The organism is Mycolicibacterium confluentis, from assembly GCF_010729895.1.
GTDB lineage: Bacteria > Actinomycetota > Actinomycetes > Mycobacteriales > Mycobacteriaceae > Mycobacterium > Mycobacterium confluentis.
On the sequence record NZ_AP022612.1, the window covers coordinates 853851 to 875870 of the forward strand.

Sequence of the window (22020 nt, forward strand, 5' to 3'; positions counted from 1 at the left end):
GTGAGACGCGGGATGGCGTCTGGTCCGGCAGAAATCGTAAGCACACCGGTTCTGGGGCGCCGACCGGGGCTGCCCCCGGTGACCGGCAGGGTGCGTCGCGAGATGCTGCCGCACAGCCCGGCGGCCACCACACCCAGGCCTGCTGCCAGGAAGAACGCGACGTCGTAGGAGCCGTTCGGGTCGCGCAGCCAGCCCACCCCCGCAGAGGTGACGGCGGCACCATGTCGGCGGGGCCGCGAACACCCAGACGACCACGATGGGAGCGTCGCCGCCGCGTCAGCGCGCCTGGGGCACGTCATACGATGACGCCCATGCCTGAGCCGCTCATTCTCTCCCTCAAGGGCCGGACGCCCCGCCTGCACGCCGACAGCTGGGTCGCGCCCAACGCGAGCGTGATCGGCGACGTGATCCTGGCCGCGAGGTCCAGCGTCTGGTACTCGGCCACGCTGCGCGCCGAGATCGAACCGATCGAGGTCGGCTACGGGTCCAACATCCAGGACGGTGTCACCGTGCACACCGACCCGGAGTTCCCCGTGACGATCGGCGCCGGCGTCAGCGTCGGCCACAACGCCGTCCTGCACGGCTGCACGATCGAGGACGACGTGCTCGTTGGGATGGGTGCGGTCGTGCTGAACGGCGCGGTGATCGGTAAGGGTTCGCTGATCGCGGCCAGCGCCCTGGTGCCGCAGGGCATGGTGATCCCGCCGAAGTCGCTGGTTGCGGGAGTCCCCGGCAAGATCAGGCGCGAGCTTTCGGACGCCGAGGTGGCGGCCAACCACTACAACTCAGAGGTCTATCAACATTTGATTGAGGTGCATCGCGGCGCCAGTGGGTAACCGCTGGGGGTGAAATCGATGCGAATCCTGGTCACCGGAGCCTCGGGCTATGTCGGCTCGCGCCTTGTCACGGCCCTGCTCGACGCGGGCCATGAGGTCACGGTGGCGGGCCGGAACCCGGCGAAGTTCGGTGGCTACGGCTGGATCGACCGGGTCGCCGCCGTCCAGCTCGATGCGGCCGACGCCGACGCCACGGCCGCCGCGGTGGCTGCGGCCGGTCCGATCGACGTCCTCTACTACCTGGTGCACGGCATCGGCGAACCCGGGTTTCGGGACGCCGACAACGCCGCGGCCACCCACGTCGCGGAGGCCGCGAAGGCGGCCGGGTTGAAGCGCATCGTTTACCTCGGCGGGTTCGTGCCCGACGACGACGCACTGTCCGAGCACCTGGCCAGCCGCGCCGAGGTGGCCGACGCACTGCACGTGGACGGCGGCCCCGAGGTGGTGTGGCTCGGGGCGGCGATGATCATCGGCGCCGGGTCCACGTCGTTCGAGATGCTGCGCTACACCGGGGACCGGTTCGTGCTCATGCCGATGCCGAAATGGGCGCGACATCCGATGGACCCGATCTCGATTCGCGATGTGCTGCACTACCTTCTGGCCGCGGCCGACCCCAAACAGGTGCCTGTCGGCTCCTACGACATCTGCGGGCCGACCACCACGACCTACGGTGATCTCATGCGCACCTACGCTCGGCTGGCCGGGAATCGACGCGCGCGGGTCCAAGTGCGGGGGATCGACACCGCGGCGCTGTCCCGGCTGACCGCGGTGGCCCTGCCGATTCCCGGTGGTCTGGCCGCGGATCTGGTGGCCTCCCTGGATTATCCGATGACGGCGTCGGCGCACCGCCTCGGTGACGTGGTGTCCGACCCCGACGGCGGCCTGGTCGGCATCGAGGACGCCATCGCCCGCTCGCTGGAACCCGTCGAACCCAAACCCGTGGATCGACTGACGGATCCGCACCACCTGGCCGACACCGACGCGGAATGGGCCGGCGGTGACGCGCTGCGCATCCAGCGCCTCGCGGCCATGGTCACGCCGTCGTTCGCGCACCCGGCGCTCGGGCTGATCTCGGCGGTGCCGAAACCCGTGGCGGGTGCGGTGCGCGCGGGCCTTGATGCCCTCGATGCGATCTCCGGAATGCTGCCCAAGCCCGGGCCGTCATGACGGGGGTGCTGGAGCAGATCACGGCCCTGGTGACCGCGGCGGCGGCCCCGCCGGAGGAAGCGCCCTCGGTGCGACGCCGGCGGCGGATCACCGTCGTCGTGGTTCTGGTGCTCGGTGCGGTGTTGTTGGGCCTGTCGCTGACGCGCACCCCGGGCGACGCGAGCTTTTACTGGCTGACCATCGCCATGGCGATCGTGTGGGCGGGCGGGGCGCTGCTGTCCGGCCCGCTGCACCTCGGTTGGGTGACTGTCGCGGGAAGGCGGCGGCGCCCCGTGCTCACCGGCCTGGGCGTGGGACTGGCCGTGGGCGCGGCGTTCGTCGCGGGCGCGTTGGTGGCCCGCGAGATCGACGTCATCGCCGGACCGATCACGCGCGTGCTGGCCTATGCCAACCAGGGCAGCCTCGCGCTCATCGTGGCCATCACGCTGGCCAACGGCCTGGCCGAGGAGCTGTTCTTCCGCGGCGCGCTCTACAGTGCGCTGGGAAGCACTCGGCCACTGCTGATTTCGACGCTGCTGTACATCGCGGCGACCTCGGCGTCGGGCAACCCGATGCTCGGCTTCGCGGCCGTGGTGCTGGGACTGGTGTGCGCGGTCGAACGCCGGGCGACCGGCGGCGTGCTGGCCCCGATGCTGACGCACCTGGTGTGGGGCCTGATCATGGTGCTCGCGCTGCCGCCGCTGTTCGGGATCTAGTTCGCTTTCCGGCGCGACCAGACACAAACTCGCATGAAATCGCCCAATTTCGTGCGAGTTTGTGTCTGCTCGCGGGGGAATCAGGACAGCGGGTGCGCGATCTCGTCGCGCGGCATCCGCGCGACCGTCAACGCGATCAACGCGAGGATGATCGGCAGGATTCCGGCCACCGCGAAGATCGTCTGCATCGAGACGACCTTCGAGAGCGGACCCGCGATCGCCATCGAGACCGGCATGAACGCCAGTGAGACGAAGAAGTCCAGGCTCGACACCCGGCCCAGCATCGCCGGCGGGACGCGGCGCTGCAGCAGCGTGCCCCAGATGACCATGCCCGCACCGTCGGTCACGCCGACGAGGAACGACGCCACGAGCATGAGCCAGAACGAACTGGTCCACCCGATCACGATCAGCGGAAGCGACCCGGCGCCCCACATCAGCATCATCACGGTCAGGTAGCGCCGCGGAAGGCGCCGAGAGGAGACCCCGAGCGCACCGAGCGCACCGCCCATACCGAACGCCGCGAGCACCAGGCCGTAACTGCGGGCGCCGTCCTCGAATCGTTCGGTGGCGATGAACGGCAGCAGCACCTCGAGCGGTCCGATCACCACGAGCACGAACATGCTCGCGAACAGCAGTGTCCACAGCAGCCAAGGCGTCTTGACCATGAATCGCACGCCGTCGGCCAGGTCGGTCAGCACGCGCGTCTTGACGCGCGCGGGTTCCACCACGAATCCGTTGCTCACCGGCCGGGTGGCGACCAGCAGCACGAGCGCCAGTGCGAACAGAACCGCGACGGTGGCCGACCCGAGCGTCGGAAAGGTCGCTCCGACAAGGAGTCCCGCGACGGCCGGGCCGACGGCGCGCTGCAGCACGGGCCGCATGACGCCCTCGACGCCGTTGGCCGCGAGCAGCTGCTCGGCCGGCAGGATGCGCGGCAGGTAGGCGCTGTAGGCCGGGAAGAAGAACGCCGCCGCGATGCCCAAGACGCCCGCGGCCACGGCCATATGCCAGATGCGCAGCAGGTCCAAAGCGCCGAGGACGGCGACGGCCGTGACGGCCACCAGGTTGACGGCCTCGACGACGAGAATGATCGCGCGCTGTGGGAATCGGTCCGCGGCGATACCGCCCACCAGGACGAATCCCACCAGACCCGCACCCAGGCACGCCGCCACCAGAGAGAGCGCCGCGGGGTCATGGTCGAGTTCCATGACCTGCAGAGCCATCACGACGGCCCACATGCCCTCGGCGAAGATCGACAGCGAGACCGCCGCGATCAGCAGGCGGTATTCGCGGAACCGGAACGGGGCGAGCACGCGCCACCCGCCGGGGGCCCGTGCCTCCGACTGCCGTTCCAGGTCAGTGCTCACTCATCGATGGTGGCCGAGTGGGCATGGCCGAGTCCACTGGTTTTCCCGCGCCGAATCTGACCTTGTCCCGCACCGACGCCGACACTGCCCGCGTCGAGTGTGACGAAATGGCGTGATCCACTCGAACTTTCACGACCATGACAACGTGCGGGCGGATATCGCCTAGCTGTCGCTGAAGTTCGGTGCGCGCTTCTCCTGGAACGCCGTGACACCCTCGTAGAAGTCAGATCCGCTGAGCAGCATGTGCTGGCCCGCGGTCTCATGAGCCAGGGTGGTGTCCAGGTCGCCGAGGGTGGCGCCGTTGATCGCGCGCTTGGTCTTGGCGTAGGCCACCGCGGGCCCGGTCATCAGGCGCTTGATCACGGCGTCGGCCTCGGCCTCGAGTTGCTCGGCCGGGTACACGGCGCTGACCATGCCCCACTCGAGTGCCTCGGCAGCTGTCACGCGCTCGGCCAGCAGTGCCATCTTCATCGCACGCACGCGACCGATGGCCGCAGCCACCAGGGCCGAGGCGCCGCCGTCGGGCATCAGGCCAATCTTGGTGAATGCCAACAGGAAGAAGGCCTTCTCCGATGCCAGGATCAGGTCGGACGCCAGCGCCAGCGATACGCCGATGCCGGCCGTCGGGCCCTGCACCACGGCCACCACTGGACGCGGGAAGTCGACGATCGCGCGGATCGCGCGATTGCCCTGATGCAGGGTCTCCATCGGGTTGTGCCCGTTGCCGGTGTCGTCGGCGCTGATGCCCGCGCCGGCGCAGAAGCCGCGCCCGGTGCCGCCCAGGCGCACGACGCGGACCCGTGGGTCGGTCGCAGCGCGCTCGAGGGCGTCGGCCATACCCGCGAACACCGTCGGATTCACCGAGTTGAGGGTGTCGGGTCGATCGATGGTGATCGACAGCACGCCGTCGGTCAGGTCGACGAGGAGCCCGTCGACGGGAGTGAGTGCTTCCAGGCCGGTTTCCGCGATCGTCATGAACACACCATAGGAACTCCGCACCGCATCAGCACAGCCCACCCGTCGGTTGGTTGGGAGCCGGTGAGAAGATGCAGATCACACGTCAACGCAGAATTCAGATTCACACGAAGGGTGGACATCGTGGCGGGACCGCTTCAGGGATTGCGAGTTGTAGAGCTGGCCGGAATCGGGCCGGGGCCGCACGCGTCGATGATTCTCGGTGACCTCGGCGCCGACGTCGTGCGCGTCGAGCGTCCCTCCAAGAATCCGATTCCGATGCCCTCGCGCGACGCGACGCTGCGCAACCGTCGTTCGGTGGCCGCCGATCTCAAGGCGCCCGAGGGCAAGCAGCTGGTGCTCGACCTGATCAGCAAGGCCGACGTCCTGATCGAGGGCTACCGTCCCGGCGTCACCGAGCGTCTGGGCCTGGGGCCCGACGACTGCTTCAAGATCAACGACCGACTCATCTACGGCCGCATGACCGGCTGGGGCCAGGACGGCCCGCGTGCGCTGCAGGCCGGCCACGACATCAACTACATCTCGCTCAACGGCGTGCTGCACGCCGTCGGCCGCAAGGGGGAGAGGCCGGTGCCGCCGCTGAACCTCGCCGGCGACTTCGGCGGTGGGTCGATGTTCCTGCTCCTCGGCATCCTGTCGGCGCTGTACGAGCGGCAGACCTCGGGCAAGGGCCAGGTGGTCGACGCCGCCATGGTCGACGGCTCCAGCGTGCTGATCCAGATGATGTGGTCGTTCCGCGCACAGGGCATGTGGTCCGACGAGCGCGGCACCAACATGCTCGACACCGGCGCGCCCTACTACGACACCTACGAGACCGCCGACGGCAAGTACGTCGCGGTGGGTTGCATCGAGCCGCAGTTCTACGCCGCGATGCTGGAGGGCCTGGGACTGGATCCGGCCGAACTGCCCGGGCAGAACGACATCAGCAACTGGTCCAAGCTCAAGCAGATCTTCACCGAGAAGTTCGCCGAGCACGACCGCGACCACTGGGCCAAGGTGTTCAACGGCACCGACGCCTGCGTGACGCCCGTGCTGTCGTTCGGTGAGGTGCTCACCGAACCGCACATCACCGAGCGCGACACCTTCTACGACGCGGGTCAGGACGGCCTGCAGCCCCTCCCGGCGCCGCGGTTCTCGCGGACGCAGCCGGATACCCCGACGCCGCCGCGGGTGCCCGGCGAGGACACCGAAGCCGTGCTGCGCGACTGGAGCTGACGCTCTAGGACGCTGACGCTCTAGGAGACGAGGACACCAGCTGGCGCTCGGGCGCCTGCTGGGTGTCCTCGGCGAGCGTCTCCGCCGACACCAGTTTCAAGCCGGCGACGGCCGCGATGATGCCGGCGAGGAAGACGAGCTTGAGGACCGACGCCGACTCCTGGCCGGTCAGCAACGCGATACCGACTGTCAGCGCAGCGCCCACTCCCGTCCACACCGCGTAGGCCGTGCCGATCGGGATGCGGCGTACCGCCCAGCCCAGGCCGGCCATGCTGAGCCCGAATGAGATCGCGAACACCGTCGTCGGCCCCATGCGGGAGAAGCCGTCGGACTGGCCGAGCGCAGTGGCCCAGATGGCTTCCAGCACCGCACTCGCCAAGAGCACCAACCATGCCATCTCAGCTCACCGCCTTCAGGCCGCCGACGCTGCCGATGAGCAGGGTGAGCAGCAGCGCCTTCTTGGTGGACATACGCTCGTCGCCGACGAAGGTCGACCACAGCACCGTGACGGTCGCGCCGATGCCGATCCAGACCGCGTACGCGGTGCCTGCGGGCAGTTCCGTCATGGCATACGCCAGGCCGCCGAGGCTTGCGATGGTCCCGAGGATGAACACGAGGACCGGGACCAGACGCCGAAATCCATTGGATGCACCGAGTGCGATGGCCCATACGGCCTCAAACACGCCGGAGATCACCAACACCGCCCATGCCATGACAGACCCTCCTGAGTCAGTCTTGTCCGGTGCGGGTACTGCTCCCTCGTCCGCGAGCCCGAGAATGGGGCTCCATCAGCCAGGTTACGCGACTGTTTCAGGGACGTCATGGCGTCGAAACAATTGTTGCGCCGCCCCCCGGGGAGGGGCCTGAGACCTGCGGCACAGTGATCGGTATAGTCCCGACCAACCAGTAGGTCGAAGATGACGAAAGGATCATTGACGTGGAGATCAAGGACTCCGTGGCAGTAGTCACCGGCGGAGCGTCGGGGCTCGGTTTGGCCACCACCAAGCGCCTGCTCGATCGCGGTGCCTCGGTGGTGGTGATCGACCTCAAGGGTGAAGAGGTCGTCGCCGAACTCGGTGATCGCGCCAAGTTCGTCGCCGCCAACGTCACCGACGAGGCCGCGGTGAGCAAGGCCCTCGATGTCGCCGAGCAGATGGGCCCGCTGCGGATCAACGTCAACTGCGCCGGCATCGGCAACGCGATCAAGACGCTGAGCAAGAACGGCGCCTTCCCTCTGGACGCGTTCAACGCCGTCGTCCAGGTCAACCTGATCGGCACCTTCAACGTGCTGCGGCTGGCCGCCGAGCGGATCGCCAAGACAGAACCGGTCGGTGGCGAGGAGCGCGGCGTCATCATCAACACCGCGTCGGTGGCCGCATTCGACGGTCAGATCGGCCAGGCCGCGTACTCGGCGTCCAAGGGCGGCGTGGTCGGCATGACGCTGCCGATCGCCCGCGACCTGTCGCGTGAACTGATCCGCGTGTGCACCATCGCCCCGGGTCTGTTCAAGACCCCGCTGCTGGGCTCGCTGCCCGAGGAGGCTCAGAAGTCGCTGGGCCAGCAGGTCCCGCACCCGGCGCGCCTCGGCGATCCGGATGAATACGGCGCGCTGGCTGTGCATATTGTGGAGAACCCGATGCTCAACGGCGAGGTGATCCGCCTCGACGGCGCGATCCGTATGGCGCCTCGCTGATCAGGGGGAAGGAATCCATGGCAATCAAAACGAAGTTCACCGAGGCATTCGGGGTCGAGCACCCCATCGCTCAGGGTGGTATGCAATGGGTCGGTCGCGCCGAACTGGTTGCGGCCGTGGCGAACGCGGGTGCGCTCGGGTTCATCACTGCGCTGACTCAGCCCACGCCTGCGGACCTGGCCAACGAGATCGCCAGGACGCGGGATCTCACGGACAAGCCGTTCGGCGTGAACCTGACGATCCTGCCGTCGATCAACCCGCCGCCGTATGACGAGTACCGCCAGGTGATCGTCGACTCGGGCATCAAGATCGTCGAGACCGCGGGCTCCAACCCCGCGCCGCACCTGCCGATGTTTCACGACAACGGCATCAAGGTGCTGCACAAGTGCACCTCGGTGCGCCACGCGGTCAAGGCCCAGAGCCTGGGTGTCGACGGCATCAGCATCGACGGTTTCGAGTGCGCCGGTCACCCGGGTGAGGACGACGTTCCCGGCCTGGTGCTGATCCCGGCTGCCGCCGCGCAGATCGAGATCCCGATGATCGCCTCGGGTGGCTTCGCCGACTCGCGCGGCCTGGTCGCCGCACTGGCCCTGGGCGCCGACGGCGTCAACATGGGTTCGCGGTTCATGTGCACCGTCGAGTCGTGCATCCATCAGAACGTCAAGGAGGCCATCGTCGCCGGTGACGAGCGGGGTACGGAACTGATCTTCCGCAGCCTGCACAACACCGCCCGGGTGGCGTCCAACGTGGTCTCGCGTGAGGTCGTTCAGATCCTCAAGGACGGCGGTCAGTTCGAGGACGTCAAGGATCTGGTCGCGGGTGTGCGTGGTCGCAAGGTGTTCGACAACGGCGACATCGACGCCGGCATCTGGACCGTCGGCACCGCGATGGGTCTGATCAACGACATCCCGACCGTGGGCGACCTGGTGTCGCGCATCGTCGGCGAGGCCGAAGAGATCATCACCGGTCGCCTGGCCGACATGGTCGCCGACGAGGCCGAGGAATCGGCCGCCTGATTTCCGCTCCGAGTGGGCGCTGAGGCGGGCATCGGCTCGCCTCAGCACTCACTCGTGGCCGCAGCAGAGCAGCAAAAAGCCGATGTCCGCCGCAGAGCGGGCATCGGCTTTTTCGTTGTCCGGCACAGGCCGGTTCACGTCACCCGGAAGTGACGTGACCGTACTCAGCTGGCCAGATGGAGGTCGTCGAACTGCTCCGAAGTCTCACCCTCGACGAGGAAATCGCCGTGGTAGAGCGCGTCGAAATCAATCTTGATGACATCAGCGTTGGTGTCGTCGATCCACATGACACTGAGCGTATGGGTCACTCTTAAGGATTCATTGAGTCACAGTTCGGAAAACGTTGGCAATTATTACTTCGAAGTAGGGTTACTGACAGGTCAACCTCAGGCCGCAGGCGCGGTGAAGTGGATCGGGTTGGTTCCGTTGAGCGCCACCCAGGTGATCACGGCGGCTGCGATCGCCGCGACCAGCAAAGTCACCGAGACCAGTCGAGGCCAGGTGGCGCGCCCCCACAGGCGCTCATCGATCGAGTAGACGCCGGCACCGGTGAGCAGCAGGGCCACGGCCCCGAGTCCGATCATGAACGGCAGGTTGAACGGTGCGGACCAGAACGCCGCGCCCGCGACGTTGACGGCCCACGCGTCGATCATCGCGGCGATCACGGCCATCGCTGCCAGGGGCGTCACGATTCCGAGCAGCAGACCGACACCGCCGAGTGTCTCGGCCGCGGTGACCATGAAGGCCGCCAACTGCGGCATACGCCATCCGCTCTGTTCCATGCTGTCGACCACCATCTGGAAGTCGAACGCCTTGAGCAGGCCCGCCTGCAGAATGGCCGCGCCCACGGCAAAGCGCAGCACCAGCAGGCCCAAATCCCGTCCTGACGTCGTGAAACGAATATCGGATTCAGTTGTCATAAGTCACCACACTAGGGGGCGACGCCGACAATGTGAGCCTCGCTCAGCGTGGCCACAGGTCCCGAGTGAACGATGGGGAACCGCACGACGTGACCACCGTGCGACGTGTTCGACCGGCGTCGTTCAGGCATTGACCGCGATAACTTAACGTTGATAAGTTCGTGCCGATTCGCGGCTTGAATCGAGGGCGGTGGCAGACGGCCATCGGTGAGGGGGGACGAACGTGCTGCAACGGATCGCGCGGCTGGCCATCGCGGCGCCGCGTCGCATCATCGCGCTGGCGGTGCTGACCATGATCGCCTGCGCGGCGTTCGGTCTCCCGGTGGCCAAGAGCCTGTCCGCGGGCGGATTCCAGGACCCGGGATCGCAGTCCACCCGGGCCTCCGAGCTGCTCGCCGACAAGTTCGACCAGGGCGATATGCAACTGGTCTTCGCCGTCACCGCGCCTGAGGGTGTCAAGAGCGTCGAGGCCACCGACGCCGCACGCGACATCATCGACCAGATCAAGAGCTCCGAACACATCGCGAGCGTCACCTCGGCCTGGACCGCACCTCCGGCGGCCGCCGCCGAGCTGATCAGCCGCGACGGCAAGACCGGCCTGATCGTCGCCGGAGTGAGCGGCGGTGAGAGCAAGGCCCAGAAGTACGCCCAAGAAGTCGTGGACTCGGTCACCGAGACGATCCCGGCCAAGCATGTGGGCGTCACGATCGTCACCGGTGGGCAGGCCCTGGTCTACTCGCAGATCTCGAAGCAGTCCGAACACGATCTGCTGCTCATGGAGTCGATCGCCATTCCGCTGAGCTTCCTGGTGCTGGTGTGGGTGTTCGGCGGACTGCTGGCGGCGGCGCTACCCATGGCGGTTGGCGCACTGGCGATCGTGGGTGCCATGTCGGTGCTCCGATTGATCACCTTCGCGACCGACGTGTCGATCTTTGCCCTCAACCTCTCCACCGCGTTGGGGTTGGCGCTCGCAATCGACTACACGCTGCTGATCATCAGCCGCTACCGCGACGAACTGGCGCAGGGCTCCAGCCGTGATGAGGCCCTGGTGCGCACCATGGTCACCGCGGGCCGCACAGTGCTGTTCTCCGCCACGACGGTGGCGCTGTCGATGGTCGCGATGATCCTGTTCCCGATGTACTTCCTGAAGTCCTTCGCCTATGCGGGCATCGCGACGGTGGCGTTCGCGTCGTTCGCGGCCGTGATCATCACCCCCGCGGCGATCGTGCTGCTGGGCCCTCGCCTCGACGCGTTCAATGTGCGCAGGCTTGCGCGCAGGCTCACCGGACGGCCCGAACCGCAGCCCAAACCCGTCGAGCAGCTGTTCTGGTACCGCTCGACCAAGGCCGTCATGCGCCGGGCCGTGCCCATCGGCCTGGCCGGAGTCATCCTGCTGCTGGTACTGGGCACCCCATTCCTGGGGATCAAGTGGGGATTCCCGGACGACCGCGTCCTGCCGACGAGTGCCTCGGCGCACCAGCTCGGCGATCAGCTGCGCACCGAGTTCGCCGACAACTCCAACACCGCCGTGACCGTCGTCGTCCCCGACGCCGACGGGTTGACGCCCGCGGACTTCGACCGGTACGCCGCCGACCTGTCCAAAGTGGCCGACGTGTCCGCGGTGACGGCGCCGACCGGTACGTTCGTCGACGGCGACCGAGTCGGGCCACCCGCCGGCGCCACCGGAATCGCTGACGGCAGCGCGTTCCTGACCGTCGGCAGCGACACCGCGCTGTTCTCCGACGCCTCGGAGAGGCAACTCGATGCGCTGCACGGCGTTGCGGGCCCGGGCGATCGTGACGTCCAACTGACCGGTCTCGCGCAGATCAACCGTGACAGCGTCGACGCCATCACCTCCCGGCTGCCGCTCGTGCTCGGCGTGATCGCGGTGATCACCTTCATCCTGCTGTTCCTGTTGACCGGCAGCGTGATCCTGCCGTTGAAAGCTCTTGTGCTGAACGTGCTTTCACTCACCGCAGCCTTCGGCGCGCTGGTCTGGATCTTCCAGGACGGGCACCTCGGTGCGTTCGGGACCACGCCCACCGGGACGCTGGTCGCCAACATGCCGGTGCTGCTGTTCTGCATCGCGTTCGGCCTGTCGATGGACTACGAGGTCTTCCTGGTCTCCCGAATCCGCGAGTTCTGGCTGGCAGGGGGTAAGACCCGTGCCGACAATGACGAGGCCGTCGCCCTGGGGCTGGCCCGCACCGGGCGGGTGATCACTGCCGCGGCACTGGTCATGTCGATCTCGTTTGCGGCGCTGATCGCCGCGCAGGTGTCGTTCATGCGAATGTTCGGCCTGGGGCTGACGCTGGCCGTGCTGGTGGACGCGACGCTGGTTCGCATGGTGCTGGTCCCGGCCTTCATGCACGTGCTCGGCAGGTGGAACTGGTGGGCGCCCAAACCCCTGGTGCGCCTGCATGAACGGATCGGGATCAGTGAATCCGGTGCCGCCGGCGCCCATCCGGGTGCGGACACGCAGGCAGGCGCCAGGGTCGCGACGGAGACCGGTTGATGAACCCACGGTCGTTGGGGGAACGTCGACAGCGGGCCCCACGCGGATCCGGAGAGCAGTTGCACGACGAGATCCTCGATGCGGCAACCGATCTGCTCCTGGAGACCGGCAGTGTCAAAGAGGTGTCGATCCGCTCGGTGGCCGAACGCGTCGGCGTCACACCGCCGTCGATCTATCTGCACTTCACCGACAAGGACGCGCTGCTGGACGCGGTGTGCGCGCGCTACTACGAGCGCCTGCACACGAAGATGAAGCAGGCGGCCGAGGGGCAGTCGACCACGCTGGACGTGCTGCGCGCACAGGGCCTGGCCTACGTCCGATTCGCCATCGACACCCCGGAGTTGTACCGCATCGCCACGATGGGAGAAGGCCGTCCCGGCAGCGACGTGGACGCCACGTTGGCGTCGTCGGCGTTCGTGCACCTGCGGGAGACGGTGCAGGCGTTGATGACCGAGGGCATCTATCCGCCCGGGGACGCCACGGCCGTCACCCTCCAGCTGTGGTCGACTGCCCATGGGGTGGCGGCGCTGCTGGTCGCCAAGCCATACCTGCCGTTTGGTGAACCACTGGAGTTCGCCGACAACGTCATGCGGGCGTTCTGCACTGGACAGATCGTGATCGGATTGATCGGCACCGAGGCCACGGTGCAGGACACCCTGGATTGGGTGATCGAGAACAAGGGAGTGCGTCAATGAGCGAGGTGTCGAACCCGTTCTTCGCCCGGGTCTGGACCGTGATGTCGGCCCATGAGACCGAGGAGTTGACCAGGCTGCGCCGCGAGAACCTGGCGGGGCTGTCCGGGCGGGTGCTCGAGGTGGGCGCGGGCACCGGTACGAACTTCGCGCACTATCCGTCCCAGGTCAGCCAGGTCGTCGCCGTCGAACCCGAGGCTCTGCTGCTGCGGCACGCGCAGGCGGCCGCCGCGTCCGCGCCTGTCCCGGTGACGGTCACGGGGCAGACCGTGGAGGAGTTCGCCGACGCCGAACCGTTCGACGCCGTGGTGTGCTCACTGGTGCTGTGCACGGTCGACGAGCCTGCGCCGGTGCTGCGTCAACTCTTCTCGGTGCTGAAGCCCGGCGGCCAACTGCGCTACCTCGAGCACGTCGCGAGCGCCGGATGGCGCGGACGGCTGCAGGGCGCGGCCGACGCCACGGTGTGGCCGCGGCTGTTCGGAGGGTGCCACACCCACCGGGAGACCGAACGCGGACTGACCGAGGTCGGGTTCGCGATCGACGTCGCGCGCAGGCAGTGGACGCTGCCGCGCTGGCTGCCGCTGCCCGTTGCGGAGTTCGCGTTGGGCCGCGCCGTCAAACCCGCTTGAGCAGCGAGGGAAGCTGCTGCAACAGGTGCGGTAGGGCGTCGCTGGCGCTCTGTCGGACCGCCAGGGTCGCCGAGGAGGACAGCGGGGTCTCCTCAGGGTTGATCTCCACCACCACGGTGCCCTGCGCCAACGCCATCTCCGGCAGGCCCGCGGCCGGGTAGACGATGCCTGAGGTCCCCACCACGATCAGCAGATCCGCGCGCTGCACGGCGTCGACCGAGGCCTGCCAGGGACGCTCGGGCAACTGCTCGCCGAACCACACGATGTCCGGGCGGATCAGCCCGCCGCAGGTGCACTGCGGCGGTTCGGCCTCCAGTTCGGGCTCCAGCATCTCGGGCAGTTCGCCGGCGTACGCGGAATCGCAGTTGTCACAACGGAATTCGAACAGGCTGCCGTGCAGGTGGTGCACCGCGCTGCTGCCCGCGCGCTCGTGCAGGTTGTCGACGTTCTGCGTGACCACCGTGACGTCCTCGATGCCGGTGATCTTCTCCCACTCGGCCACGGTGCGATGCCCGTCGTTGGGGTCGACGCGCTGGACCAGGTGGTGGCGCCACAGGTACCACGCCCAGACACGCTCGGGGTGGTCCTGCCAGCCCTGCGTGCTGGACAGTTCGTAGGGATCGAAGCGTGCCCACAGGCCGTTCTTGTCGTCGCGAAAGGTGGGCACGCCGCTTTCTGCGGAGATGCCCGCGCCGCTGAGGACCACAATGCGCACCCCACCAAAATAACGGACCTGATGGATACTGGGACACGTGGAGTTGGGGGAGTGGGTGCAGGTTGATCCGAACGCGCCGAAGCCGCTGTTCGACCAGTTGCGTAGCCAGATCATCGAGGCGGTTCGGGACGGAAGTCTTCCGCCCGGTACTCGGCTGCCGACGGTGCGCGAACTGGCGGGGAAGCTGAGCCTGGCGGTCAACACCGTGGCGCGGGCCTACCGCGAGCTGGAGGCCTCGGGAATGCTCGAAACGCGGGGGCGCTTCGGCACTTTCGTGGCGCGGGCAGATCCGGCGGATGCGGCGATGGCCGCGGCGGCGCACACCTACGTGCAGGCCGCACAGGCGCTCGGGGTGGATCGGGCCGCGGCGCTGCGCTACGTCGAGGCCGCCTTCGCCTGACGCTCGGCTCAGCCGAACTTGAGCAGCGCTGTGGTCCCGCGGACCGAATTCAGCAGGCTGGTCGCGTACAGCAGCTCGATGGCGTGGTTGAACAGCCAACCTCGGCCGGATTCGAGCGGGACGTCGTGCACGGCCGCAACGCCGGGAATGGCACTGAGCTGGGCCACCGCCTCGTCGGGCGTCAGTGCGAACGGCATGGTCGGCACGGTGTACCGGCGGGACGGACGCAGCCGGCCCCGCTGCGCGAGCCCGGCGAACCACTTCGGCGTCAGGTCGAACATCATGCGGCCGCCCGGGAAGCGCGCGGCGCATTCGCCGATCAGGGCGAACGCCTCCTCGGGCTGCAGGTACATCAGCAGCCCCTCGGCCGTGATGATGACCCCGTGCGAGGTGTCAACGGCGTCCATCCAGCTGTAGTCCAGCGCGGACTGCGCGCGGTACTCGATGCGCGGCGACTCCGGCAGCAGTGCGCGCCGGATGTCCACGACGGGCGGCAGATCAACCGTGAGCCAACGGAATCGAGGCTCGGGAAGGACCGCGTCCAGCCGCCAGAAACTGGTCTGCAGACCCTCGGCCAGCGCGACGACGGTGGCCTCGGGATGGCTGCGCAGGTACTGCGAGGTGTGCAGATCGAAGGTCTTGGACCGCACGGCCATGTCCTGACGCGTCGAGCCGAACCTGGTGAAGTCGTAGTCGATCGAATCGACGAGGCGGATGGCCATCGGATCAGAGATCGTCGCGTCGGCCCTGCCGGCCTCGCGCGCTCGGCTGTAGAGCGTCATCAGCGCGGTCTCGGAGACCCCGGTCAGTTCGGCCTTGTGCTTGGCGGCCGTGTGGTTCTCCAGGTCGTTCTCGAGGGCGTCGTCAGGTGAGGCAGTCATCGAGTTCGACCTTACCGGCGCAGCACTTTCTCCAGCGTGCGCAGGTTTCGGGTGGTGGTCGACGACTTGTAGCGCTTCTTTCCCATGGTCTTGCCGATCGTGGAGTCCAGCGTGCCGGCGCGCGGCACCTGCCAGTAGAGGACGCCGACTCCGCGCGCGATCCTCTCCTCCGGGCCCGCGGGCAGCGCGGCCAGTTCGTCGAGCACCTCGGGGTCGGTGACGAACGTGACGTATGAGTGATGGCCCTCGACCTCGCGTTCGAACGGGAAGGCGTCGTCGATCGCCGCGACCGTGTCGATGTCGTAGGCCAGCACCCACGCGTCGTAACCGAACTTCTCGCGCAGTGCCTTTTCTGCGTTCCTGCGCACCGTGTCGACCTTGGCTTTGGCGTCGAACAGGACGTTGCCGCTGGCCAGCACGGTCTTGACGTTGCTGAACCCGGCGTCGGTGAAGGCCTTGGCCACATCGGCCATCTTCAGGTTCACCCCGCCGACGTTCACCCCGCGCAGGAAGGCCACGTATCGAGTCATCGGAGGGATCCCGAAAGCCTTGGCCCGTCGGCGGTCACAGTCATGATTTCGATGGTAGGCACGAGTGGGCCCGGTCAGTAGGCTCACAAGATGACTCGGCAGGTATTCGACGACAAGCTCCTGGCCGTCATCCGCGGCAACTCTCTGGGCGTGCTGGCCACACTCAAGCGAGATGGCCGTCCGCAGTTGTCCAACGTCTCCTACCACTTCGATCCGCGTGAGGTCGCGATCCAGGTGTCCATCACCGAACCGCGCGCCAAGACCCGCAACCTGCGCCGGGACCCCCGCGCGTCCATCCTCGTCAGTTCCGACGACGGGTGGTCTTATGCGGTCGCCGAGGGCACCGCGAGCCTCACTGCCCCGGCCGCCGACCCGCACGACGACACTGTCGAGGCGCTCGTCGAGTTGTATCGCAACATCGCGGGCGAGCATCCGGACTGGGACGAGTATCGGCAGGCGATGGTCACCGATCGGCGTGTGGTGCTGACGATGCCGATTTCGCACCTATATGGCAGCCCTCCGGGCAAGCGCTGACGGTAGGCTGCCGTCATGGGCAAGGACGAGACTCCTGAGGACGAGAGCAAGAAGAAGTTCCGGGAGGCATTGGAGCGCAAGAACGCCAAGTCCGCGGCCGGGACATCCCACGCAGACGGCGGTGCCAAGCAGCCCAGGGCTCATGGCCCGGTTGAGGGCCGTCGCGAATTCCGGCGCAAGAGCGGGTAACTCAACGTTCGACGACAACGATGTCCAAGGCCGCGGCGAACCTGTCAGCGCATCCTTGACGCGGCTGCACACATCCTCAGCCGGGAAGGCTGCGCCAGATTTCGTCTGGTCGACGTCGCGGCCTACGCGCAACTGCGGCCGCCGACGATCTACTACCACTACGCGTCCCGCGATGACCTGATCGAAGAGGTCATGGGGTCGGGTATCGCCGATATGCGCGCCCGTGTCATCGCCGTGCTCGACGACGCGGCCCGCAGGGTCACTCAAGCGCCGAATGCCCACCCCTGAGCGAGGTCACTCAGAGGTGGGCGGGAGGGTGGTCAGTGCGCGGCGGGGTGGGCCGTGGCGGTCGTGTCGGCGGCAGCGCGGCTGAGCACCCGGGCCGCGATCAGCGCGGCCAGCATGACCGCGACACACGCGATGCCGTCGTCCTTCAGGCCCCACTTCACGGCCGCGAGAGTCGCGGCACCGGCCACGCACAGCAGCGCGCCCACCGCGGCACTGCGCGGTCCGGGCGACACGGCGATCGCGCCGTCCCATCCGGGCAACGGATTGTTCTCGAGTGGCCGCAGCGCCACGAACAGCGCACCGACCACCGCGAGCATCATGAGCAGTTGAATCACGCTGAGTGCCAGGAAGTTCGGCTGACCCGGATAGCGGTCCAGGCCGGCATAGTCGAAGGCCAGGTGCATCAGCAGCAGGGCGGGCATGTGCCAGAGGTACAGCGTCATCGCCCCCGAGTTGCCGATCGCGGCCAGCCACCACACCCGGGGCCGCTGCGCCCACCGATTGATCGCCGGCGCCGCGGCGATCGCGAACGCGCACATCATGATTGCGTGCCCGGCCAGCAGCAGCGACGGCGGCGTCATATTCGCCAGGCGTTGACCCTCGATGCCGACCAGGCTCAACTCGTAGGGCCCGAACACCAGAAACCCCACGTTGACGGCGAACATGCCCAGTCCCACCCACAGCGCGGCGGCCCCGTCGAGCAGGCGGCGGCGATACGCCACACCGAACATGCCGGGAACCAGCCACACGGCCATGTTGACGTAGCCCAGCAGCGCCAGTTCGGTGTCGTGCAGGCGGACGGCGTCGACGGCCGCGACCAGGGCGTAGACGCCGACGACGCCGACGAGCAGGTGACCGACGGTGCTGATCCGGTGCAGCAGCGGCATCGCAGCCAGCATCAGCACGTAGGCGCCCAGGAACCACAGCAGTTGGACGCTGATCCCGGCGATCGGCTCGTAGACGTGCACGGGCAGTATGCGCTGCAGCGCCACCAGCGTGACGGCCCAGAAGGCCAGGTACCAGAACACCGGCCGGAACAGCCTGGTGCAGCGCTTCATCAGCCATCCGCCCCACGAGATGCCCGGTTTCCACGAGGTGGCGCTGGCGGCCGCGCCGGCGAAGAAGAACAGCGGCATGATCTGCAGGACCCAGGTCAACGCCTGGAAGACGACCGACGTGGTGAGCAGGTTGTCCCAGATGAAGACGTCGTCGCGGATGGTGCTGGTGGCCATCACGGTGTGGCCTGCGACCACGCCGACCAGCGCGGAGATGCGGATGACGTCGATGGCACGGTCACGGTCGGCCGGGGTCTGCTCGGCAACCTGCGCGGGCGTCGGAAAAGGCATAGGAGAAACCTAAGCCGCCTCCGCCTAGGTAGAAGTCACTAATTCTGCGGTTGCCTGCGCTCCTGCAGCAGCACCGCGACCAGGCACAGCGCCGAAAGCACCGCGACCGCGATGGAGAACGTCTCGCCCGCGGTCTTCAGGCCCCAGGTCTGGGCGGCCAGGCCGACGCCGATCACCGGAATGGAGATCGCCACGTAGGCGACCACGAAGTACGTCGAGCTGACCTCGGCGCGCCGCTCGGCGGGGGTGCGCTCGGACACCGCGGCCAGACCGCGCGCGAAGCTGATGCCCTGACCGGCGCCGGCGATCACCGCCGACACGATCAGCCACGGCAGCGACGCGGCGTGCAGGGACACCGCGAGCATGAGCATCGCGACCACCAGGATCGCGCAGCCCAGCGCGACGGCCCGCGCCGGTGGAATCCGGCCCGCGAACAGCTGCGCCCCCGCGGATCCCGCGAACACCACACTGGCCGCCGCGCCCGCCACGGCGAGATTGTCGATGCCCAACAGGCCCGAGACGAACGACGGTGCCACCGCTGCGAACAACCCTGTGACGGCGAAGCCCGCGAACGCCGCGGTGGACGCGACCGCGAACACCGCACGGGTCTGCGGTGGCACCGACAGGCGCTGCACGCCGATGCGTCCGGCGCGGGCCGAGGTCTCCGGCGCCGCCAGCACGGCCACCACCGCGAGTACGGTCAGCGCGATGTGGACGAGGAAGCTCAACTGCAGGGGATGCGGTGCGTACTGCACCAGCACGCCGGCGACCAGTGGTCCCAGCCCGAGCCCACCCATGTTGGCGACGGTCGCGATTGCGGCGGCGCGGCCACGCCACGCCGGCGGTGCGGCCTCGATGATCGCGGCGGTCGCGGTCCCGGTGAACACGCCCGCTGACAGTCCCGACAACACGCGGGCGATCAGCAGGACCGGAATGGAATCGGCGACCAGGAAGACTGCGGCGCTGGCCAATGCGGAGGCTGCGCCGGCCAGGAGCACGGGGCGCCGGCCGATCGCGTCGGACCACCGACCGAACAGCAGCAGCGCAGCGAGCACGCCCACCACGTACGTGGCGTAGATGACCGTCGTGGTCAGCACCGAGAAGTGCATGCGCTCGGCGTAGAGCGCGTACATCGGCGTCGGCATCGTGGTGCCGACCATGATGGCGGCGAATGCGTAACCCAACAGTGCGATGCCGAAGCGGTTTCGGGGCGGGTTGGTCACGTCGAGCACCTGACGAGTCTGGGTCACCCAGACCTCAACTCCGCAGGCACCTCCCCGATTCCCGCCCCCATACCGCGAGCAGACGCAGACTCGCATCGATCACCTCGATTTCATGCGATTCTGCGTCTGCTCGGCGCTGCGGGTGGGGCTAGTGCGCGACCGCCTTCTCGGCGCCCACGCCGGTCAGCGACCGGACCTCCATCTCGGCGTTCTTCTCGGTGTCACCGGTGTCGGGGGACGTCAGCGTCCCGACGATGCCCAGGATGAACGCCAGCGGGATCGAGATGATGCCGGGATTGGCCAGCGGGAACCACGCGAAGTCCGCGTTGGCGATCATCGAGGTCTTGGTGCCCGACACCGCGGGCGAGAACACGATGAGCACGATGGTCGAGATCAGACCGCCGTACATGCTCCACAATGCACCCCGGGTGTTGAACCGCTTCCAGTACAGCGAGTAGACGATGGTCGGCAGGTTGGCCGCCGCGGCCACCGCGAACGCCAGCGCCACCAGGAATGCGATGTTCTGCCCGTTGGCCAGGATGCCCAACCCGATCGCGAACACGCCGAGCACCACCGCGGTGATGCGAGAGACGCGCACCTGCTCGTCCTCGGTGACAGTGTTTTCGCCGTGCCGGCTTCGCCAGACGCTGGCGTACACGTCGTGGGCGAAGGACGCCGACGCCGTGATGGTCAGGCCCGCGACCACCGCGAGGATGGTCGCGAACGCGACCGCCGAGATGATGCCGAGCAGCACCACGCCGCCGAGTTCGAAGGCCAGCAGCGGCGCCGCGGAGTTCACGCCGCCCGCCGCGCCGAGGATGCGGTCGGGGCCGACCAGGGCCGCCGCGCCGTAGCCGAGCACCAGGGTGAACAGGTAGAACGCACCGATCAGCGCGATGGCCCAGACCACGGACCGGCGGGCCTCCTTGGCGGTCGGCACGGTGTAGAAGCGCATCAGCACGTGCGGCAGACCCGCGGTGCCCAGCACCAGCGCCAGGGCCAGCGAGATGAAGTTGATCTGCGACGTCAGCGATCCGCCGTACTGCGCGCCGGGGGCGAGCACGTCGCGACTCGCGACACCCTGGGTCGTCGACCCCGAGATCGCGGCCTGCGCGCTGCCGAGGATCTCGGAGAAGTTGAGCCCGAACCTGCTCAGCACCATGACCGTCATCAGGCCGGCGCCGGCGATCAGCAGCACGGCCTTGATGATCTGCACCCATGTGGTGCCCTTCATGCCGCCCACCAGGACGTAGACGATCATCAGGATGCCGACGACGGCGATCACGATGGACTGCCCTGCGCGGCTGTTGATGTCGAGCAGCAGGGCCACCAGGCCGCCGGCGCCGGCCATCTGGGCCAGCAGATAGAACAGCGACACCGTCAGCGTCGAGGTGGCCGCGGCCAACCGGACCGGCTTCTGTTTGAGTCGGAAGCTCAGCACGTCGGCCATGGTGAATTTGCCGGTGTTGCGCAGCAGTTCGGCCACCAGCAGCAGGGCCACGAGCCAGGCCACCAGGAAGCCGATCGAGTAGAGGAAGCCGTCGTAGCCGTACACCGCGATGGCACCCGCGATACCCAGGAAGCTGGCCGCTGAGAGGTAGTCGCCTGCGATGGCGATGCCGTTCTGCGGTCCGGAGAAGCCGCGGCCGCCCGTGAAGAACTCGTCGGCCGTGGCGTTGCGCTTGCTGGCGCGGATCACCACGACCATGGTGACCGCGACGAACACGCCGAAGATCGCGATGTTGGCGACGGGATTGCCCACGGCGTCGGCGGCAAGGAGAGTGGTGGTCACAGTGCGCTGCCTTCCAGTTCCTCGCGGATCGCGGTCGCGCGGGGATCGAGTTCACGGTTGGCGAACCGTACGTAGAGGCCCGTGATGAGGAACGTCGTCAGGAACTGGCCCAGGCCGATGATCAGGCCGAGGTTGACGTTGCCGAACACCCGGATGGCCATGAAGTCATGGGCGAAGGCGCCCAATGCGACGTAGAGCGCGTACCAGAGCAGGAAGAACGCGGTCATCGGAAACACGAAGCGGCGCAGCCGAGTCCGCAGTTCCTGGAACTCTGGACTGGCCTGGGTCTCAAGGAACTGAGCGCTTGTAGGCGCTGGTGGACTGTCGGTGGTGGGCACGGCGGGTCTCCTGACGTCGATGTGGTGCTGCACTCTGAGGTCAGAGTATTGAGACTCACATCAC

General features: G+C 67.7%; 26 protein-coding genes and 1 riboswitch. Of the genes, 13 read left to right on the forward strand and 13 right to left on the reverse strand.

The genetic code is table 11. From position 1 onward, the window contains the following. Positions 1-311 precede the first annotated feature (311 nt). From G6N34_RS04055 to G6N34_RS04065, 3 genes are read left to right on the forward strand one after another with little or no spacing between them, the layout of a single operon-like run. Positions 312-836, forward strand: a complete 525-nt coding sequence (locus tag G6N34_RS04055; protein ID WP_085153877.1) for a gamma carbonic anhydrase family protein — start codon at positions 312-314, stop codon at positions 834-836. A gap of 9 nt (positions 837-845) precedes the next feature. Continuing rightward, positions 846-2003 carry an NAD(P)H-binding protein gene (locus G6N34_RS04060; RefSeq protein ID WP_085153879.1) on the forward strand — a complete coding sequence of 386 codons (1158 nt, stop codon included), beginning with the start codon at positions 846-848 and terminating at the stop codon, positions 2001-2003. Then, entirely contained in the window at positions 2000-2698 is a 699-nt protein-coding gene (locus G6N34_RS04065) for a CPBP family intramembrane glutamic endopeptidase (protein ID WP_085153881.1), read from the forward strand. The genes G6N34_RS04060 and G6N34_RS04065 overlap by 4 nt, the downstream gene beginning before the upstream one ends. Before the next feature lie 80 nt (positions 2699-2778). On the opposite strand, the gene tet(V) is transcribed toward G6N34_RS04065, so the two are convergent. After that, positions 2779-4053 (reverse strand): tetracycline efflux MFS transporter Tet(V), encoded by a 1275-nt coding sequence (gene tet(V) / locus G6N34_RS04070; RefSeq protein ID WP_234813001.1) that lies wholly within the window; start codon positions 4051-4053, stop codon positions 2779-2781. 174 nt (positions 4054-4227) lie between these two features. Next, positions 4228-5034: an enoyl-CoA hydratase gene (locus tag G6N34_RS04075; RefSeq protein WP_407663258.1), complete on the reverse strand. Its 807-nt coding sequence runs from the start codon at positions 5032-5034 to the stop codon at positions 4228-4230. 129 nt (positions 5035-5163) lie between these two features. Between G6N34_RS04075 and G6N34_RS04080 the strand changes: the two genes are divergently transcribed. After that, positions 5164-6255 (forward strand): CaiB/BaiF CoA transferase family protein, encoded by a 1092-nt coding sequence (locus G6N34_RS04080; RefSeq protein ID WP_085154086.1) that lies wholly within the window; start codon positions 5164-5166, stop codon positions 6253-6255. 4 nt (positions 6256-6259) lie between these two features. On the opposite strand, the gene G6N34_RS04085 is transcribed toward G6N34_RS04080, so the two are convergent. Further along, positions 6260-6652: a DMT family transporter gene (locus G6N34_RS04085; protein ID WP_085153885.1), complete on the reverse strand. Its 393-nt coding sequence runs from the start codon at positions 6650-6652 to the stop codon at positions 6260-6262. A 1-nt stretch (position 6653) separates the two neighbouring features. After that, positions 6654-6968: a DMT family transporter gene (locus G6N34_RS04090; RefSeq protein WP_085153887.1), complete on the reverse strand. Its 315-nt coding sequence runs from the start codon at positions 6966-6968 to the stop codon at positions 6654-6656. 10 nt (positions 6969-6978) lie between these two features. Further along, a riboswitch (guanidine-III (ykkC-III) riboswitch) is annotated at positions 6979-7044 on the reverse strand. A 148-nt stretch (positions 7045-7192) separates the two neighbouring features. Here G6N34_RS04090 and G6N34_RS04095 point away from each other — a divergent pair. Continuing rightward, positions 7193-7948 carry a 3-hydroxyacyl-CoA dehydrogenase gene (locus G6N34_RS04095; RefSeq protein ID WP_085153889.1) on the forward strand — a complete coding sequence of 252 codons (756 nt, stop codon included), beginning with the start codon at positions 7193-7195 and terminating at the stop codon, positions 7946-7948. 17 nt (positions 7949-7965) lie between these two features. Next, complete coding sequence (locus tag G6N34_RS04100) at positions 7966-8964, forward strand: NAD(P)H-dependent flavin oxidoreductase (protein ID WP_085153890.1); 999 nt, start codon at positions 7966-7968, stop codon at positions 8962-8964. 164 nt (positions 8965-9128) lie between these two features. On the opposite strand, the gene G6N34_RS28255 is transcribed toward G6N34_RS04100, so the two are convergent. Beyond that, positions 9129-9251 carry a hypothetical protein gene (locus G6N34_RS28255; protein WP_264016864.1) on the reverse strand — a complete coding sequence of 41 codons (123 nt, stop codon included), beginning with the start codon at positions 9249-9251 and terminating at the stop codon, positions 9129-9131. A 99-nt stretch (positions 9252-9350) separates the two neighbouring features. Next, entirely contained in the window at positions 9351-9884 is a 534-nt protein-coding gene (locus G6N34_RS04105) for a DoxX family protein (protein ID WP_085153892.1), read from the reverse strand. 223 nt (positions 9885-10107) lie between these two features. On the opposite strand from G6N34_RS04105, the gene G6N34_RS04110 reads away from it, so the two are divergent. The 3 genes from G6N34_RS04110 to G6N34_RS04120 are packed head-to-tail and all read left to right on the forward strand — an operon-like array spanning position 10108 to position 13720. Next, a complete protein-coding gene (locus tag G6N34_RS04110) occupies positions 10108-12399 on the forward strand; it encodes an MMPL family transporter (RefSeq protein ID WP_085153894.1) in 2292 nt (763 codons plus the stop codon). Next, positions 12399-13094, forward strand: coding sequence for a TetR/AcrR family transcriptional regulator (locus G6N34_RS04115; protein WP_085153896.1), 696 nt, complete (start codon positions 12399-12401; stop codon positions 13092-13094). The genes G6N34_RS04110 and G6N34_RS04115 overlap by 1 nt, the downstream gene beginning before the upstream one ends. Beyond that, positions 13091-13720: a class I SAM-dependent methyltransferase gene (locus G6N34_RS04120; protein WP_085153898.1), complete on the forward strand. Its 630-nt coding sequence runs from the start codon at positions 13091-13093 to the stop codon at positions 13718-13720. The genes G6N34_RS04115 and G6N34_RS04120 overlap by 4 nt, the downstream gene beginning before the upstream one ends. Here G6N34_RS04120 and G6N34_RS04125 read toward each other — a convergent pair. Beyond that, positions 13707-14435, reverse strand: a complete 729-nt coding sequence (locus G6N34_RS04125; RefSeq protein WP_085153900.1) for an NAD-dependent deacylase — start codon at positions 14433-14435, stop codon at positions 13707-13709. The genes G6N34_RS04120 and G6N34_RS04125 overlap by 14 nt on opposite strands. Positions 14436-14472: 37 nt before the next feature. Here G6N34_RS04125 and G6N34_RS04130 point away from each other — a divergent pair, with 37 nt between their 5' ends. After that, positions 14473-14835 carry an Rv1152 family transcriptional regulator gene (locus G6N34_RS04130; protein WP_407663205.1) on the forward strand — a complete coding sequence of 121 codons (363 nt, stop codon included), beginning with the start codon at positions 14473-14475 and terminating at the stop codon, positions 14833-14835. Positions 14836-14843: 8 nt separating this feature from the next. Here G6N34_RS04130 and G6N34_RS04135 read toward each other — a convergent pair whose 3' ends face one another. Together G6N34_RS04135 and G6N34_RS04140 are read right to left on the reverse strand one after the other, a co-directional pair. Beyond that, a complete protein-coding gene (locus G6N34_RS04135; RefSeq protein ID WP_407663259.1) occupies positions 14844-15680 on the reverse strand; it encodes a class I SAM-dependent methyltransferase in 837 nt (278 codons plus the stop codon). Positions 15681-15727: 47 nt separating this feature from the next. Then, a complete protein-coding gene (locus tag G6N34_RS04140) occupies positions 15728-16246 on the reverse strand; it encodes a DUF1697 domain-containing protein (protein WP_085153906.1) in 519 nt (172 codons plus the stop codon). A gap of 90 nt (positions 16247-16336) precedes the next feature. On the opposite strand from G6N34_RS04140, the gene G6N34_RS04145 reads away from it, so the two are divergent. Genes G6N34_RS04145 through G6N34_RS04155 form a run of 3 tightly spaced genes read left to right on the forward strand, consistent with a single transcriptional unit; the run spans position 16337 to position 17257 of the window. Further along, positions 16337-16780 carry a PPOX class F420-dependent oxidoreductase gene (locus tag G6N34_RS04145; RefSeq protein WP_085153908.1) on the forward strand — a complete coding sequence of 148 codons (444 nt, stop codon included), beginning with the start codon at positions 16337-16339 and terminating at the stop codon, positions 16778-16780. 15 nt (positions 16781-16795) lie between these two features. After that, positions 16796-16969 (forward strand): DUF5302 domain-containing protein, encoded by a 174-nt coding sequence (locus tag G6N34_RS04150; protein WP_163645313.1) that lies wholly within the window; start codon positions 16796-16798, stop codon positions 16967-16969. Between the two features lie 51 nt (positions 16970-17020). After that, a complete protein-coding gene (locus G6N34_RS04155) occupies positions 17021-17257 on the forward strand; it encodes a TetR/AcrR family transcriptional regulator (protein WP_085153910.1) in 237 nt (78 codons plus the stop codon). Between the two features lie 32 nt (positions 17258-17289). On the opposite strand, the gene G6N34_RS04160 is transcribed toward G6N34_RS04155, so the two are convergent. The 4 genes from G6N34_RS04160 to G6N34_RS04175 all read right to left on the reverse strand — a co-directional run bounded on the left by G6N34_RS04160 (position 17290) and on the right by G6N34_RS04175 (position 21956). After that, positions 17290-18603, reverse strand: coding sequence for an acyltransferase family protein (locus G6N34_RS04160; protein WP_085153912.1), 1314 nt, complete (start codon positions 18601-18603; stop codon positions 17290-17292). Positions 18604-18641: 38 nt separating this feature from the next. Further along, positions 18642-19853, reverse strand: coding sequence for an MFS transporter (locus tag G6N34_RS04165; protein ID WP_407663206.1), 1212 nt, complete (start codon positions 19851-19853; stop codon positions 18642-18644). 121 nt (positions 19854-19974) lie between these two features. Continuing rightward, positions 19975-21618, reverse strand: a complete 1644-nt coding sequence (locus G6N34_RS04170) for a monocarboxylic acid transporter (RefSeq protein WP_085153916.1) — start codon at positions 21616-21618, stop codon at positions 19975-19977. Beyond that, positions 21615-21956 (reverse strand): DUF485 domain-containing protein, encoded by a 342-nt coding sequence (locus tag G6N34_RS04175; protein ID WP_085154088.1) that lies wholly within the window; start codon positions 21954-21956, stop codon positions 21615-21617. Before G6N34_RS04175 ends, G6N34_RS04170 begins: the two co-directional genes overlap by 4 nt. Positions 21957-22020 lie beyond the last annotated feature (64 nt).

What these genes read in the sequence shown, in the direction of transcription:
- G6N34_RS04055 (WP_085153877.1), top strand. Translation starts at nt 312, where the DNA reads ATGCCTGAGCCGCTCATTCTCTCCCTCAAGGGCCGGACGCCCCGCCTG.
- G6N34_RS04065 (WP_085153881.1), top strand. Translation starts at nt 2,000, where the DNA reads ATGACGGGGGTGCTGGAGCAGATCACGGCCCTGGTGACCGCGGCGGCG.
- G6N34_RS04085 (WP_085153885.1), bottom strand. Translation starts at nt 6,652, where the DNA reads ATGGCATGGTTGGTGCTCTTGGCGAGTGCGGTGCTGGAAGCCATCTGG.
- G6N34_RS04090 (WP_085153887.1), bottom strand. Translation starts at nt 6,968, where the DNA reads ATGGCATGGGCGGTGTTGGTGATCTCCGGCGTGTTTGAGGCCGTATGG.
- G6N34_RS04100 (WP_085153890.1), top strand. Translation starts at nt 7,966, where the DNA reads ATGGCAATCAAAACGAAGTTCACCGAGGCATTCGGGGTCGAGCACCCC.
- G6N34_RS28255 (WP_264016864.1), bottom strand. Translation starts at nt 9,251, where the DNA reads ATGTGGATCGACGACACCAACGCTGATGTCATCAAGATTGATTTCGAC.
- G6N34_RS04105 (WP_085153892.1), bottom strand. Translation starts at nt 9,884, where the DNA reads ATGACAACTGAATCCGATATTCGTTTCACGACGTCAGGACGGGATTTG.
- G6N34_RS04115 (WP_085153896.1), top strand. Translation starts at nt 12,399, where the DNA reads ATGAACCCACGGTCGTTGGGGGAACGTCGACAGCGGGCCCCACGCGGA.
- G6N34_RS04120 (WP_085153898.1), top strand. Translation starts at nt 13,091, where the DNA reads ATGAGCGAGGTGTCGAACCCGTTCTTCGCCCGGGTCTGGACCGTGATG.
- G6N34_RS04140 (WP_085153906.1), bottom strand. Translation starts at nt 16,246, where the DNA reads ATGACTCGATACGTGGCCTTCCTGCGCGGGGTGAACGTCGGCGGGGTG.
- G6N34_RS04145 (WP_085153908.1), top strand. Translation starts at nt 16,337, where the DNA reads ATGACTCGGCAGGTATTCGACGACAAGCTCCTGGCCGTCATCCGCGGC.
- G6N34_RS04150 (WP_163645313.1), top strand. Translation starts at nt 16,796, where the DNA reads ATGGGCAAGGACGAGACTCCTGAGGACGAGAGCAAGAAGAAGTTCCGG.
- G6N34_RS04160 (WP_085153912.1), bottom strand. Translation starts at nt 18,603, where the DNA reads ATGCCTTTTCCGACGCCCGCGCAGGTTGCCGAGCAGACCCCGGCCGAC.